Here is a 12,490-nt window from a genome sequence, read left to right as displayed (position 1 = left end):
GGCACTGGCCAGCAGCAGCCACAGCAATCGAAGTCCGATCAGTCCGGCGGCGGGCCGATCCAGCCCGGCCGCCGCCACCACGCTCACGGCGGCCACCCCCAGCCCCGCCACCGTATCCACCGCTGCCCCCACCGGATCTCGCCAGCCTGGGGGACGCCTGGGAGGAACTGCCCCGCGCCTGGCTGGCGCCGCCCCCTGCCCCGCCGGCCGCCGCTGGCCCCGATCCCCGCAGCGCCTTCCCCTTTCCCGGCGATGAACCCACGGCCCTGGCCCGGCTGGAGCACTACCTGTTCGGCTCCAGCGGGCTGCGCGATTACAAGCTCACCCGTAACGGGCTGGTGGGGACGGCGTTCTCCGCCAAGTTCTCCCCCTTCCTGGGGGTGGGCTCGCTCTCGGTGCGGCGGATCTGGCAGGAGGTGCTGCGTTATCAGGAGCTCCACGGCGCCGACGAGGGTTCCGAATGGATGAAACAAGAGCTGCTCTGGCGCGAGTTCTTCCTCTGGTCGGAGCAGCGCCACGGCGACGCCTTCCACGCCCCCGGCGGCCTCCAGCACCGCCCCCCCGCCGCACCCGCCGATCCGCAGGAGGCCCGAGAGCGCTTCGCCCGCTGGAGCCGCGGGGACTCAGGCCATCCCCTGATCGATGCCCAGCTCAACGAACTGCTGGCCACCGGCTACCTCTCCAACCGGGGCCGTCAGTGGGTGGCCTCCCACTTCATCAATGAATTGCGGCTGCCCTGGACCTGGGGCGCCCGCTTCTTCGAGTGGGCCCTGATCGACGCCCACCCGGCCGTCAACACGGGCAACTGGGCCTACCTGGCCGGCGTCGGCTCCGACCCGCGCAGCTTTGGCGGCGCCCCCCGCCGCTTCGATCTGGAGCGCCAGGTGGGCCTCTACGACCCCGAGCGGCAGCACCTTCGCCTTTGGGGCCGATCGGCCCAGGAGCCGGTTGCACCAGCGTTGCCATGACCCTCACCCTGATCCTCGGCGACCAGCTCCACCCGGACTGGCTCACCCCTTCCCCCCTGCAGCTCTCCCCCGGCCAGCGGGTTCTGATGATCGAGGACCTGGCCGTGGCCTCCACCTGGCGGTACCACCGCCTGCGGTTGCTGCACACCTTCGTGGCCATGCGCAGCTTCCGCGATGCGCTGCTCGCCCGCCGGGTGGAGGTGGGCTATTTCGAGCTGCCTGCCTCCCAGGAGATGACGTTCTGGCAGCGGCTGGCGGCCGAGCTGGAAGGCCGAGAGCTCCAGGTGGCCGAGGTGGCCGACCGCAACTTTGAGGCCCGGCTGCAGCGCTTCTGCGCCGACCAGGGTGTGCAGCTCAGCGTGCTGCCGTCGCCGGCGTTTCTGGAATCCGTGGCGGAGAGCCGGAGCTGGTTCGAGGGGCGCCGCCGCCCGTTCATGAAGACCTTCTACGAGCGCCAGCGGCGTCGCCTCGGCCTGCTGCTGGAGCCCGATGGCTCCCCCACGGGCGGCCGCTGGAGCTTCGATGCCGACAACCGCCGCAAGCTGCCCAAGGGCTACATCGAGCCCACCCTGCCGGCGGTGACGGCCAGCCCCCATGAGCCGGTGGTGCGGGCCCTGATCGCCCGCCATTTCCCAGACCACCCCGGCGAGCTGGGGCCCCTGTGGATCCCCTTCGATCAGGCCGGGGCGGCGGCCTGGCTGGAGCGCTTCCTGGCGGAGCGGCTCGACGGCTTCGGGCCCTTTGAAGACGCCCTCAGCCAGCAGCACGCCACCCTGCACCACTCCCTGCTGTCACCCCTGCTCAACATCGGCCTGCTGACCCCCGCGGCGGTGGTCGCGGCCACCCTGGCGCACGCGGCGGCGCGGCAGGAGCGTGGCCAGCCCGTGCCGATCGCTTCGCTGGAGGGCTTCCTGCGCCAGGTGATCGGCTGGCGTGAGTTCGTGCGCGGCATCGACCGGGTGCACGGCGAGCGCCAGGCGGCGGCCAACTTCTGGAACCACCACCGCCGCCTGGCCCCCTGCTGGAACGACGGCAGCAGCGGCCTGCCGCCCCTGGATGCGGCGATCGAACGGCTGAACCGGCTCGGCTACAACCACCACATCGAGCGATTGATGGTGATCAGCAACCTGATGCTGCTCTGCGAGATCCACCCGCACGAGGTGCACCGCTGGTTCATGGAGCGCTACCTGGATTCCTACGAGTGGGTCATGGGCCCGAACGTCTACGGCATGGGCCAGATGAGTGACGGCGGCCTGTTCGCCACCAAGCCCTACATCGGCGGCTCCAACTACATCCTCAAGATGGGCGACTACAAAAAGGGCCCCTGGTGTGAGATCTGGGACGGTCTCTACTGGCGCTTCATCGACCGCCACCGCGCCTTCTTCCAGGCCAATCCCCGCCTGTCGATGATGGTGCGGCTGCTGGAGCGGATGGACCCCAGCCGGCGCGAGGGGCTGGAGGTGGCGGCCGAGGGGTTCCTGGCGCGGGCCACCATGGTTGGGCCCTGAGCCACCCCCTGCCCGTGACCGCCTCTGCCACCGCCCGGCCGCCCGCCCCCACCGTGCTGCTGGAGCGGCTGGCTGGGGTGGAGGGCATGGGCCGTGGCCGGCGGCGGCTGGTGCTGCTGCTCAGCCAGCTGGGGGACTTCGACAGCCTTGAGTACGCCCAGGCGCTGGTGCCGGTGCTGCCGCAGCTGGAGGCCGCCGGCATCGCCCTGCTGGCGATCGGCATCGGCGATGAAGCCGGCCGGCAGCAGTTCTGTGCCTTCACAGGGTTTCCGCCCGAGCGGCTGCTGGTGGACGCCGAACCCCATCTGCACCGCGACCTGGGGCTCTACGAGGGGCTGCGGCAGGCGGGTGGGCCCTGGCCGAACCTGCTGCTGATGTGCGCCGGCCTCGGCTCCCCCGGCACCCTGGCCGAGGTGCTGCGCGGCTACACCGGTGATCGCAGCGCCCCGCTGGGTCCCTTCGAGCTGGCCACTGTGCGGCTGCGCAACATGGCCGAGGTGCTGGGCCATTGGCGCACCTACGTCCCCCGCGACGACTTCCTCACCCAGCGGGGCGGCACGTTCTTGCTGGACGCCGACGACACCCTCCTCTACAGCCACCGCGACCCCGGCGTCCTCGGCTTCTCAGCCACCATGGCCCGGCCGCTGAGCTTCCTGGATCCGTTCCTGGGCTGAGGTGGGTGACGTGGAGGTTGGCGGGTGGTCGGCATGGACTTAGTTCATGCCTAGCCTAAGCAGGCCCACCGGCCTCTCTAGCATGGAAAGCCCCGCCCCGGCACCCCGTCTGGTGAACGTGCACCAGGCGAAAACCCAGCTCTCGCGCCTCATCGACGCGGCCCACGCCGGTGAAACCATCGTGCTCGCCAAGGCCGGCAAGCCCTGGGCACGACTGATGCCCCTGGAACAGCCAGCTCCGCAGCGCCTCCCCGGCCGCCTGCGCCGCCAAGGCCCCCTCGCCCAGCCGAACGCCTTGCTGGAGCCCATGGAGCCCGGTGAGCTCGCCGCCTGGGAGGGGAGCCCGCTGATCCCGGTCGCGGGGTTGACGTGACCATCCCCTCCGCCTATCTGCTCGACAGCCATGCCCTGCTCTGGTGGTGGTTTGAGCCGGAGCGGCTCTCCAGCGCCGTCGAGGCGCTTCTGATCGACCCCACCAGCCAGATCCTGGTGAGTGCCGCTTCGGTGTGGGAGCTCAGCCTCAAGCATCATCAGGGCAAGCTGCCCGAGCTGGCCACGGCCATCGCCGATCTCCCCGGTCTGCTCCAGGCCGATGGCTTCCATCCCCTGCCGATCTCCCTGGCCCATGGAGTGAGAGCCGGAGGCTTCAGCCAGGCCCACCGCGACCCCTTTGATCGGATGCTGGCCGCCCAGGCCGAACTGGAGCGCCTGGTGCTGCTGACGGCTGATCCGCAGCTCTCCACTTTTCCCTGCCGGACCCTCTGGTGAGATCCATGCCGGAGACCGGATTGCGCTGCCACCTCCTGATCGGCCCGCCGGCCAGTGGCAAGACCACCCTGGCCCGGGCCCTGGCGCCCCTGCTCACTGGGCCCGGTGAGGCACCGGCCCTGGTGCTCTCCACCGATGCGATCCGCGCCGAGGTGTTCGGCGATGCGGCGGTGCAGGGGCCCTGGAGCGTCATCGAGCAGCTGTTGCATGAGCGCCTGCGGGCGGCCGTGGCTGACGGCATTCCGGTGATCGTCGATGCCACCCACGCCCGGCGCCCCTGGCGGCTGGCCCTCACCCAGGCGCTGGCGTTGCCGGCGCCGGTGGAGTGGGTCGGCTGGTGGCTGTTCACCCCCCTGGCCACCTGCCTGGAGTGGAACCAGCGCCGCCAGCGTCTGGTGCCCGAAGCGGTGATCAAGGAGCTGGCGGCGGCCCTGGCCGATCCGCACTTCGGCCCCAGCCGCGCCGAGGGCTTCGCGGCCGTGGTGGCCCTGGTGCCCAGCCACCACGCGTCCCTGGAGCCTGTGCTGGCCGAGGAGTTGGCCCGGCTCGACCAGCGCATCCGCTCCGCCACCAACCGGGAGCGGCAGGTGCAGCGCCATGGCTACTCCCGCCTGCTGGATCTCGAACGCCTCCTCTATCTGCTGCGCCTGCTGAGCCGGTTCCCGGACCTGGCCGCCAACGATCCCGTCACCGTCGCCGAGCTGGAGGCGATCGTGTCGCCATTGCCCGAGGGCGATCTGGCCGATCGGGCGGCGGCCCTGCTGCGGCGGCTGCATGGGGAGTGCTATGGCGATGCGGCGGCCCTGCGGGTCGACCTGGCCTGGCTGGAGCGGCAGGGGTTCACCGCCGCCCAGCCCGTCGAGGCCCCGATCCAGCTGGCTCCGGTGCCGGCCGCGGCGGGAGGAGTGAACGGGGGGCTGCCTCCCCTGGGGGACGCCCCGGTGTTCGTGCGGGTGTTCACCCTGCTGCGCCATGTGCTGCAGCAGCCCTTCGATCGCCAGGCCGGCAGCGACCTGCCCGGCCACCTGATCCAGGCGATGGAGGAGATCCCCGGCGCCTACCTGCCGGGGGAGGCCGCCAGCCTGCGCAAGGACCTGGAGAAACTGCTGACGCCCTACGGCTTCCGGGTGCGCAACGACAACGTGCGCCACGGCTATGCCCTGGGCACGGCGGTGCTGTCGGCCCCGCGCCTGCGCGAGATCCACGGGGTGGTGAAGCTGGCGGCCGGCCGCCTCGGGGACCCCTCGGCCCAGGACCTGCTGATCGAGCTGGACGAGCGGCTGCGCTGGGGCGGGATCAGCCCCGAGGCGTCGCCGCCGGTGCGGACCTACGCCAATCACTCGGTGGTGGATGCCGCCCTGGTGCGCCTGGATTCGCTCGCCGCCGATCGCCATGGCTACCGGCAGGCGGAGGCGATCGAGACGGCGATCCTCGAGCACCGGCGCGTGGTGCTCGAGCGCTATTCCTCGGGGGCCAGCTTCCCCGACAGCCCGGTGGGGGAGCTGCGGGTCTGGCCGCTGCAGCTGATCTTCCACACCATTGGCTGGTATCTCCTCTATGAGGAGGATGCGGTCGCCCACCCCCACGGCCTGATCCGCACCGAGCGGCTCGACCGGCTGGCCCTGCGCCGCAGTGAGAGCCGCAATCGCCGCAGCGACGAGGCCCACCAGCAGGCCGTGGAGCGGGCCGGCCGGCTGCTGCACCTCAGCGGCGGCATCTACTGCGGCGACGACCTCGGCGAGCAACTGGCCCTCGCCGGTGCCTCGGCCAAGACCCGGACCCGGCACCTGGTGACCCTGCGCTTTTCCTGCCAGGGCTGGGCCTTCGCCTTCATCCGCGAGGGCGTGCTGCGCTTCCCGATCGAGCACACCCGCTTCTCCCGTCCCCTTCCTGGAGACAGCTGGTGGCGCCATCCCAAAGCGCCCCACGGGCTGGAGCCCAACCCGGCCGGGGACAGCCACCCCTACCCGGTGGAACTCGACCTGCCCCCCTGGACGGTCAGGCGGGACGCGGACCTGCGCACCTGGCTGCTGGGCTTCGCCGGCGGTGTCCGCATCGAGGCGCCGGCGGCCCTGCGCGAGGAGCATCAGGCCAAGGCCCACGCCATCCTTGACGCCTACGGCCCTGTGGAAGTGGCGAGCCCGGCAGGCCCTCCGGAGGAAACGGAGCCTCCGGTGCGCTTCTTCCCCAACCGTCTGCGGCGCGGTTGATCGTCTACGGAGCCCGGCCGCTACCGCTACGGCCCCTCCAGCAGGGGCTTCAACGCAGCGGCCGGCCCGCGATCGCGTTCGAACAGGGGGCCGTCGCCTTCGATGGCCTGGCCGTTGCGGAGGGCGATCCGAAAGATGGCGTCACCCATGGCGTCGTGGCCCTGATCTCACCGGCAGCCCGTTCGTTGTCGTCGTAGAAGCCGCCGTAGGCCAGCCGCAGAAACAGGCTGCACCAGGGCTCGCGGCGCTGGTAGTAGAAGGCATGACTGTTCATGCCGTGGCCCCAGAAGCCCACGCTGAAATAACCCAGGGGGGCCTCGCTGAGAAAGGAATCGATCGTGCTCTGGAGCAGATAGGCCGGCTCCGCCGTCTGGGCCGTGCTGAAGAGGGTCTGCCCCTGCCAGTACAGGGGCTGATCGGACGGCAACAGCGTGTCTGGCAAGGGCCCTCCCATCCGCTCGGCGTAGAAGCTGTGAAGGGTTTCAATCGTTGGCTGCATCAGCAGGGTTGGTGTCGGAATCCATCTTCTCCAGGGCGGCCGGATCGGTACGGATTTCCCTGCGAAGGACCAGGTGGTTCCAGGTCCTTCGGCCTTGGCTGGTACGGTCAGGCCCATAACGATCACTCCCCCCGTAAGCATCTGGCTGATTCGGGTGTGAGTCGTACGCGCCTTTTCCTATGACCTTCTCCATCAAGGAGTGGTGGGGCCTGCCCCACCGCGACATCCTTTCGGGCCTGGTGGTGGCCTTCGCGATGATCCCGGAGGCGATCGCCTTTTCCGGCATTGCCGGGGTGGATCCCAGCGTGGGTCTGTTCGGGGCCTTCCTGCTGGCGGTGACGCTGGCGGTGGTGGGCGGCCGCACGGCGATGATCACCTCCGCCACCGGCTCCACCGCCCTGCTGATGACGGGCCTGGTGCAGCAGGGAGACGCCCTGGGTGACGGGCTCGGCCTGCAGTACCTGCTGGCGGCGGGTCTGCTCACCGGCCTGTTCCAGATCGCCTGGGGCTATCTGCGGCTCGCCCATCAGATGCGCTTCGTGCCGCAGCCGGTGATGGCGGGGTTCGTGAATGCCCTGGCCATCCTGATCCTGCTGGCCCAGTTGCCCCAGCTGGGGCTTGATGTCTTTCACCCGGAGACGGTGGTCGTGCAGGCCGCCCAGCTGCCGGCGGTCTGGGCGTTGATGCTGCTCACCCTGGCGATCATCTATCTGCTGCCGCGCCTCACCCGGGTGGTGCCGTCGGCGCTGATCGCCATCCTGATCACCACCGGGATCTCGATCGGCCTCGGACTCGATCTACCCACGGTGGCGAGCCTGGGCTCACTGCCAGCGGGGCTGCCGCAGTTCGCCCTGCCGCAGGTGCCCCTGAGCTTCGGCACCCTGGGCCTGATCCTGCCCACGGCTCTGGCGATCTCGCTGGTGGGGCTGATGGAGACCTTCCTCACCCAGGACATCCTCGACGACCTCACCGACCAGACCAGTCACAAGAACACCGAGGCGCGGGGCCAGGGGATCGGCAACATCGTCAGCTCCCTGTTCGGCGGCATGGCGGGCTGCGCCCTGGTGGGTCAGTCGGTGATGAACGTGGGCTATGGCGGCCGCACGCGGCTGTCGACGTTGACGTCGGGGGTGAGCCTGCTGGCGATGATCCTGCTGGCCCGGGACTGGGTCAACCAGATCCCGATGGCCACCCTGGTGGGCGTGATGATCATGATCGCCATCAACACCGCCAACTTTGGCTCGATCACAGGAATCCGGCAGATTCCCAAGAGCGATACCGCCGTGATGCTGCTCACGGTGGCGGTCACGGTGATCACCCACAACCTGGCGATCGGCCTGCTCTCCGGTGTGGCCCTGGCCGGCATTCTGTTCAGCCGCAAGGTGGCCAAGGTGATCGCGGTGGAGAGCCGGCTGGAGGGGGATGACCACCGCATCTACAGCGTGCGCGGCCAGCTGTTCTTCGTGAGCAGCATCTATTTCCGCGCCGGATTCGAGATCCACGAACACCCGGCCCGGGTGACGATCGACATGGCCGACGCCCACATCTGGGACCAGAGCGGCGTGAGCGCCCTCGACCAGGTGATCCGGCGGCTCAAGCTGGGTGGCACGGCGGTGGAGGTGGTGCACCTCAACCGCGAAAGCACCGATCTGTTTGCCCGCATCGGCCAGGCCGAGGAAGCCGGTGGCGGGGGAGGGGCGCTGCGTTCGGTGCACTGAACCAGGTCGAACAGTCCCAAGATCAGAGCACCTCCAGTCCCTCCTTCAACCCCTCCGTGACGGCCGCCAGAAACGGCAGATCCAGCGTCTCGATCGTGTCGCTCATTTGGTGGTAGTTCGGGTTGCGCATGAAAGAGGTGTCGGTCACCATCACGGCGTCGTAGCCCGCATCCCAGAAGGGGCTGTGGTCGCTGAGGCGCACATCGGGAATCGCCCGGCCGGCATCGGGCACCGGCAGCACCTTGGTTATCACGTGCTTCCCCATGCGGCTGGCCAGGCCCGGCAACATCGTTGCGGAGCCCAGGTTGCCCACTACGGCGATGAAGTCGCCCCGATCGCCATAGCTCGCCCGCATCGCGGGATGGGGATAGCTCTGGGTGGCGGCGGTGTAGGCGAGCATCTCCAGGCTCACCATCAGCTTTAGCGTCTGGCCGCTGGCCTTGAGTTCACCGGCCAGGGCCGTGCTGCCGAGCATGCCCCATTCCTCCTGGTCGAAGGCCACGATCCACACCGGCCGCTGGGGCGGCTGGGCCTTCCAGTGCACCGCCAGTTCGATCAGGGCGGCCAGGCCGGAGGCGTTGTCGTCGGCGCCGATCGAGTGCAAAGGGCCGTCGTAGTGGGCCGCGACCAACATGGGGTCAAGCTCCGGGCGCTGGCCGGGGAGCTTGAGGATCAGGTTGGTGCCCGCATCGATCCCCGCACGGAAGTGGTGCTCCTGCACCGGCCCCAGGGCGCCGAGCTGCTCGGTGAGATAGGCGCGCACCGCCATCAGGCCCATGGGATCCCAGCGGGCATGGCGGGGCCGGGCCAGGTGCTGCAGGTGTTCCAGCAGGGGCGCGGGGTCGGGGGTGGGGTGGTCGATGACTGGGCGGCCGATGGGGCACGAAGCCTACTCGCTTGACACCTGCACTGCAAGTGTGGATAATTTGGGGATGGTCAAGGTCTTCACCCCAGATGACGCCGTCTACGGCCTCGAGGAGCTCCTCCTTGTCGCCGGCAAGCTGCTGGGTGAGGAGATCTCGCCGCGCACCGTGCGCCTTTATGCCACCCAGGGGCTGATCGATCGCCCCGGCAAGGAGGGGCGCAGTGCGGTGTATGGCCACCGGCACCTGTTGCAACTGGTGCTGGTGCGCGCCCTGGCCCGGCGCGGCCTCAGCCTCTCTGCCATTGCTCCCTTCTGCGTTCTGGCCGACGCCGATCTGGAGCAACAGCTGGAGCAGCTCGATGGCGAGGGGGCGGCGGCCACCGCTCCCTCCGCCAACGAGGCCCTTCAGTACCTGCGGGATCTGCCGTCCACGGCCGACGCCATCGGTGCCGCGGCCAAGGGATCTCCGTCCTTCGCACGAAAAGCTGCCGCGATGGGCTCCGTTCTTGGGATGCTCAACAAACCCCTGTCCTCCCGCCCCCGTTCCGAGCGCACCCCCTCCGGATCCCGCTCCAGCGACAACGGCAGCCGCTGGCTGCGTTTCACCCTCGCCCCCGGCATCGAAGTGCACGTCCGCGACTCCGTTTTGCCTCCTCCTGCCGGCCCCCGGCGCCAGCAGTGGCTCCAGCACCTTCTCGACCGCCTCAACGCCCTGCTCGACGACGCCTCCCGCTGAACCCGTTCCCCCGTCCCACCGCTTTCCCCAACCATGACCCGTCCCACCCTGCGCTTCCGGCCCCTGCGGCCGGCCGTGGCCTCCGATCGCCCTCGATCCTGGATCTGCTGCTCACGATCACCCCGCCGCCGGTGGCCGCCGAAGCCAGCCTTCGCAAGAGGCCGCCGCTCAACCTGGCCCTGGTGATCGACCGCTCCGGCTCGATGGATGGCACCAAGCTCAGTTATGCCCGCAAGGCGGCCCGCTTTCTGGCCGGTGAGCTCACCGGCCGCGATCGGCTCGCCATCGTCAGCTTCGACGATGAGGTGCAGATCGTCGTGCCCTCGCGGCCCGTGTCCGATCCCCAGCCCTTCATCGCCGCGATCAACACGATCCATAGCGGCGGCTGCACGGCCCTGTTCGATGGCTGGTGGGCGGGAGCCACCCAGGTGGCCGAGCACCTCGATCCCGGGGCGATGAACCGGGTGCTGCTGCTCTCCGATGGCCAGGCCAACGAGGGCCTCACCGACCAGGAGACGATCGCTGCCAACGTGGCGGGCCTCACCCAGCGGGGCATCAGCACCAGTGCCTTCGGCTTGGGGGATGACTTCGACGAAGACCTGATGGGGGCGATGGCCGCGGCGGGGGACGGCACTCTGGCCCACATCGAAACCCCCAGCCAGCTGGCCGATCTCTACGCCTCCGAGCTCCAGGGGCTAACCAGCACCTTCGGGAGGCGGGTGAGCCTCGGGGTGCGCGGCAAGCACGGTGCGGAGGTGGTCGATCTGCTCAACGACCTCACGCCCACCGATGCCGGCAACTACCAACTTCCCAACCTGCGCGCCGGCCAGGAGCTCAACGTGGGCCTCCAGGTGGAGCTGCCCGCCTGGGTCCCGAATCAGGAGATCCTCAGCGTGCGGCTGGCCTGGGAGGCGCCCGGCAGCGGCGACCGCCAGAGCCTGATCGAGCACCTGCAGTTGCCGGTGATGGAAAGCGAGGAGCTCAAGCAGCTGGAGCCCGATGACGCGGTGGCCGAACAGATGGCGCTGCTGCGGGCCAACCGGGAACGCCGGCAAGTGATCGCCGATCTGGATCGAGGGGATGTCATCAGCGCCAGCGCCAGCCTGGGCAAGCTGTTCGGCGACCTGTCGGCGATGCCCGCCACCCCGAGGCTCGCGAGGGAGCTCGACCTGCTGAGCGAAAAGCTGGCCCTGCTCAAGAGCGATCCCAAGCGCAGCCGCAAGAACCTCCGCCGGGAATCGCAGCGCTCCAGCCTCAATGTGTGGGAGAGCGACGATGAACAGACCTGAAGTGGTGGCGATCGGGGATGTGCACGGCTGCGCCTCCCTGCTGGAGCAGGAACTCACCCCGCACTTTGATTCAGGTGCCGAGCTGATCTTCCTGGGGGACCTGATCGATCGGGCCCCCGAAGCCGATGGCGACCGTCTGGTGCTGGAGCGGGTGTGGCAGCTGCAGGAGAACCCCGGCGCCTACGGCCTGGCGGCGGTGACGGTGCTGCGGGGCAACCACGAGCAGATGCTGCTCAAGGCGATGGCACCGAGAGCGCCGGATGAGGACGTGGAGCTGTGGTTGTGCAACGGCGCCAACCCCGACCTCCTGCCCCTGGCCCGCGAGCGCCAGGCCTGGTTCGAGCAACTGCCGTACACGGCAATCCGCGGCCGCTATCTGTTCGTCCATGCGGGCGTGCGCCCCGACATCCGCCTGGAGCACCAGGCCACAGACGATCTGATCTGGATCCGGCGGCCGTTTCTGAGCAGGCCCCATGGGTTGCCCTACACCGTGGTGCATGGACATACGTTTCGGCATGACTTCAAGGTGACGCGGCTGCCGCATCGGATCGGGATTGATACGGGGGCTTATCTGAGTGGAACGCTGACAGCACTGAAGTTGAGGATTCCGTCCCCGCACTCCCACAGCATGGAGATCAGTGTCTGATCAAGCTTCCTGATCCCGGCTGGAAGACCGAGGCCGTCTCTTCAAGCTCAGCCGGACGATCTGGTCATTCGCCCGTACACGCATGCTCTCCCAAGCGATAGGGGGGATTCTGGTAACACCGACAGCGAACCTCAGATGACCCAACCCACCGACCCCTCCAGCAGCAGGAACACCCGCTACAGGTTCTGCAACGGGAAGCCCGTTGATCCCAACGAGGGTCTGCACCCTGAGATGGCCGATGAAGCACTCGCAGCGTCGTTGCCCTCCGGTATCCCCGCCAGCCCCCAGCAACTGATCGACATGCAGTCTCATGCGCAGCGACCCGAGAAGCCCGAACGAACTCAGAGTCCCAAGGTGAAAGAGGTGCTCGATCGGATCGAAAAGCTCGACACCACGGCTCACGAAGACCAGCAGATCGCTCTCGTCCTGGTGCGCCATCTGGAGGCCTTCCACGATGGTGTCGTCGAAGAGATGCTGAGCGACGACGATGCCAGGCACAGCCAGATTGTCGCCTGGGCTGTCGATGCCGATCGGCTGATGCGCGCCCGGATGCTGCTCGAGTCGGTCGATCTGGACTGACAACCAGCCACGCCCTCCCGATCGCCCATC

Annotated in this window: 13 protein-coding genes; 11 read left to right on the top strand and 2 right to left on the bottom strand. The window is 69.0% G+C overall.

Annotated elements, in window-relative coordinates:
* The 6 genes from VB739_RS09775 to VB739_RS09750 all read left to right on the top strand — a co-directional run.
* On the top strand, nucleotides 1-968 hold a 968-nt coding region (locus tag VB739_RS09775), incomplete at its 5' end, for an FAD-binding domain-containing protein (protein WP_323356888.1).
* Nucleotides 965-2,476, top strand: a complete 1,512-nt coding sequence (locus VB739_RS09770; protein ID WP_323356887.1) for a cryptochrome/photolyase family protein — start codon at nucleotides 965-967, stop codon at nucleotides 2,474-2,476. The genes VB739_RS09775 and VB739_RS09770, both read left to right, overlap by 4 nt.
* Nucleotides 2,477-2,562: 86 nt before the next feature.
* Complete coding sequence (locus VB739_RS09765; RefSeq protein ID WP_323356889.1) at nucleotides 2,563-3,150, top strand: peroxiredoxin-like family protein; 588 nt, start codon at nucleotides 2,563-2,565, stop codon at nucleotides 3,148-3,150.
* Nucleotides 3,151-3,232: 82 nt separating this feature from the next.
* Nucleotides 3,233-3,523: a type II toxin-antitoxin system prevent-host-death family antitoxin gene (locus VB739_RS09760; RefSeq protein ID WP_323356886.1), complete on the top strand. Its 291-nt coding sequence runs from the start codon at nucleotides 3,233-3,235 to the stop codon at nucleotides 3,521-3,523.
* Nucleotides 3,520-3,918 (top strand): type II toxin-antitoxin system VapC family toxin, encoded by a 399-nt coding sequence (locus tag VB739_RS09755; RefSeq protein WP_323356885.1) that lies wholly within the window; start codon nucleotides 3,520-3,522, stop codon nucleotides 3,916-3,918. The genes VB739_RS09760 and VB739_RS09755 overlap by 4 nt, the downstream gene beginning before the upstream one ends.
* Before the next feature lie 5 nt (nucleotides 3,919-3,923).
* The gene (locus VB739_RS09750) at nucleotides 3,924-6,128 is read left to right on the top strand and encodes an AAA family ATPase (RefSeq protein WP_323356884.1); all 2,205 of its coding nucleotides are present in this window, start codon (nucleotides 3,924-3,926) and stop codon (nucleotides 6,126-6,128) included.
* 49 nt (nucleotides 6,129-6,177) lie between these two features.
* Here the strand turns inward: VB739_RS09750 and VB739_RS09745 are convergent, their stop codons facing one another.
* Nucleotides 6,178-6,627, bottom strand: coding sequence for a hypothetical protein (locus tag VB739_RS09745; RefSeq protein ID WP_323356883.1), 450 nt, complete (start codon nucleotides 6,625-6,627; stop codon nucleotides 6,178-6,180).
* Between the two features lie 179 nt (nucleotides 6,628-6,806).
* On the opposite strand from VB739_RS09745, the gene VB739_RS09740 reads away from it, so the two are divergent.
* Nucleotides 6,807-8,345 carry a SulP family inorganic anion transporter gene (locus tag VB739_RS09740; RefSeq protein WP_323356882.1) on the top strand — a complete coding sequence of 513 codons (1,539 nt, stop codon included), beginning with the start codon at nucleotides 6,807-6,809 and terminating at the stop codon, nucleotides 8,343-8,345.
* 22 nt (nucleotides 8,346-8,367) lie between these two features.
* Here the strand turns inward: VB739_RS09740 and VB739_RS09735 are convergent, their stop codons facing one another.
* Nucleotides 8,368-9,114 (bottom strand): M20/M25/M40 family metallo-hydrolase, encoded by a 747-nt coding sequence (locus VB739_RS09735; protein WP_323356881.1) that lies wholly within the window; start codon nucleotides 9,112-9,114, stop codon nucleotides 8,368-8,370.
* Between the two features lie 163 nt (nucleotides 9,115-9,277).
* On the opposite strand from VB739_RS09735, the gene VB739_RS09730 reads away from it, so the two are divergent.
* From VB739_RS09730 to VB739_RS09715, 4 genes are all read left to right on the top strand, one after another.
* A complete protein-coding gene (locus VB739_RS09730; protein ID WP_323356880.1) occupies nucleotides 9,278-9,946 on the top strand; it encodes a MerR family transcriptional regulator in 669 nt (222 codons plus the stop codon).
* 131 nt (nucleotides 9,947-10,077) lie between these two features.
* Nucleotides 10,078-11,235 (top strand): vWA domain-containing protein, encoded by a 1,158-nt coding sequence (locus VB739_RS09725; RefSeq protein ID WP_323356879.1) that lies wholly within the window; start codon nucleotides 10,078-10,080, stop codon nucleotides 11,233-11,235.
* Nucleotides 11,222-11,881 carry a metallophosphoesterase family protein gene (locus tag VB739_RS09720; protein ID WP_323356878.1) on the top strand — a complete coding sequence of 220 codons (660 nt, stop codon included), beginning with the start codon at nucleotides 11,222-11,224 and terminating at the stop codon, nucleotides 11,879-11,881. Before VB739_RS09725 ends, VB739_RS09720 begins: the two co-directional genes overlap by 14 nt.
* Before the next feature lie 135 nt (nucleotides 11,882-12,016).
* Nucleotides 12,017-12,460, top strand: coding sequence for a hypothetical protein (locus VB739_RS09715; protein WP_323356877.1), 444 nt, complete (start codon nucleotides 12,017-12,019; stop codon nucleotides 12,458-12,460).
* Nucleotides 12,461-12,490: the final 30 nt, after the last annotated feature.

Source organism: Cyanobium gracile UHCC 0281, from assembly GCF_034931305.1.
GTDB lineage: Bacteria > Cyanobacteriota > Cyanobacteriia > PCC-6307 > Cyanobiaceae > Cyanobium > Cyanobium gracile_A.
The sequence above is the reverse complement of the archived record's forward strand: the minus strand, read 5'-3'. Positions and strand labels throughout refer to the sequence as shown.

Bases quoted from the DNA above. Each gene is read 5' to 3' on its own strand.
- VB739_RS09765 (WP_323356889.1), top strand. From the start codon at position 2,563: ATGGGCCGTGGCCGGCGGCGGCTGGTGCTGCTGCTCAGCCAGCTGGGG.
- VB739_RS09715 (WP_323356877.1), top strand. From the start codon at position 12,017: ATGACCCAACCCACCGACCCCTCCAGCAGCAGGAACACCCGCTACAGG.
- VB739_RS09745 (WP_323356883.1), bottom strand. From the start codon at position 6,627: ATGCAGCCAACGATTGAAACCCTTCACAGCTTCTACGCCGAGCGGATG.
- VB739_RS09760 (WP_323356886.1), top strand. From the start codon at position 3,233: ATGGAAAGCCCCGCCCCGGCACCCCGTCTGGTGAACGTGCACCAGGCG.
- VB739_RS09730 (WP_323356880.1), top strand. From the start codon at position 9,278: ATGGTCAAGGTCTTCACCCCAGATGACGCCGTCTACGGCCTCGAGGAG.
- VB739_RS09740 (WP_323356882.1), top strand. From the start codon at position 6,807: ATGACCTTCTCCATCAAGGAGTGGTGGGGCCTGCCCCACCGCGACATC.
- VB739_RS09770 (WP_323356887.1), top strand. From the start codon at position 965: ATGACCCTCACCCTGATCCTCGGCGACCAGCTCCACCCGGACTGGCTC.
- VB739_RS09735 (WP_323356881.1), bottom strand. From the start codon at position 9,114: ATGGCGGTGCGCGCCTATCTCACCGAGCAGCTCGGCGCCCTGGGGCCG.
- VB739_RS09750 (WP_323356884.1), top strand. From the start codon at position 3,924: ATGCCGGAGACCGGATTGCGCTGCCACCTCCTGATCGGCCCGCCGGCC.
- VB739_RS09720 (WP_323356878.1), top strand. From the start codon at position 11,222: ATGAACAGACCTGAAGTGGTGGCGATCGGGGATGTGCACGGCTGCGCC.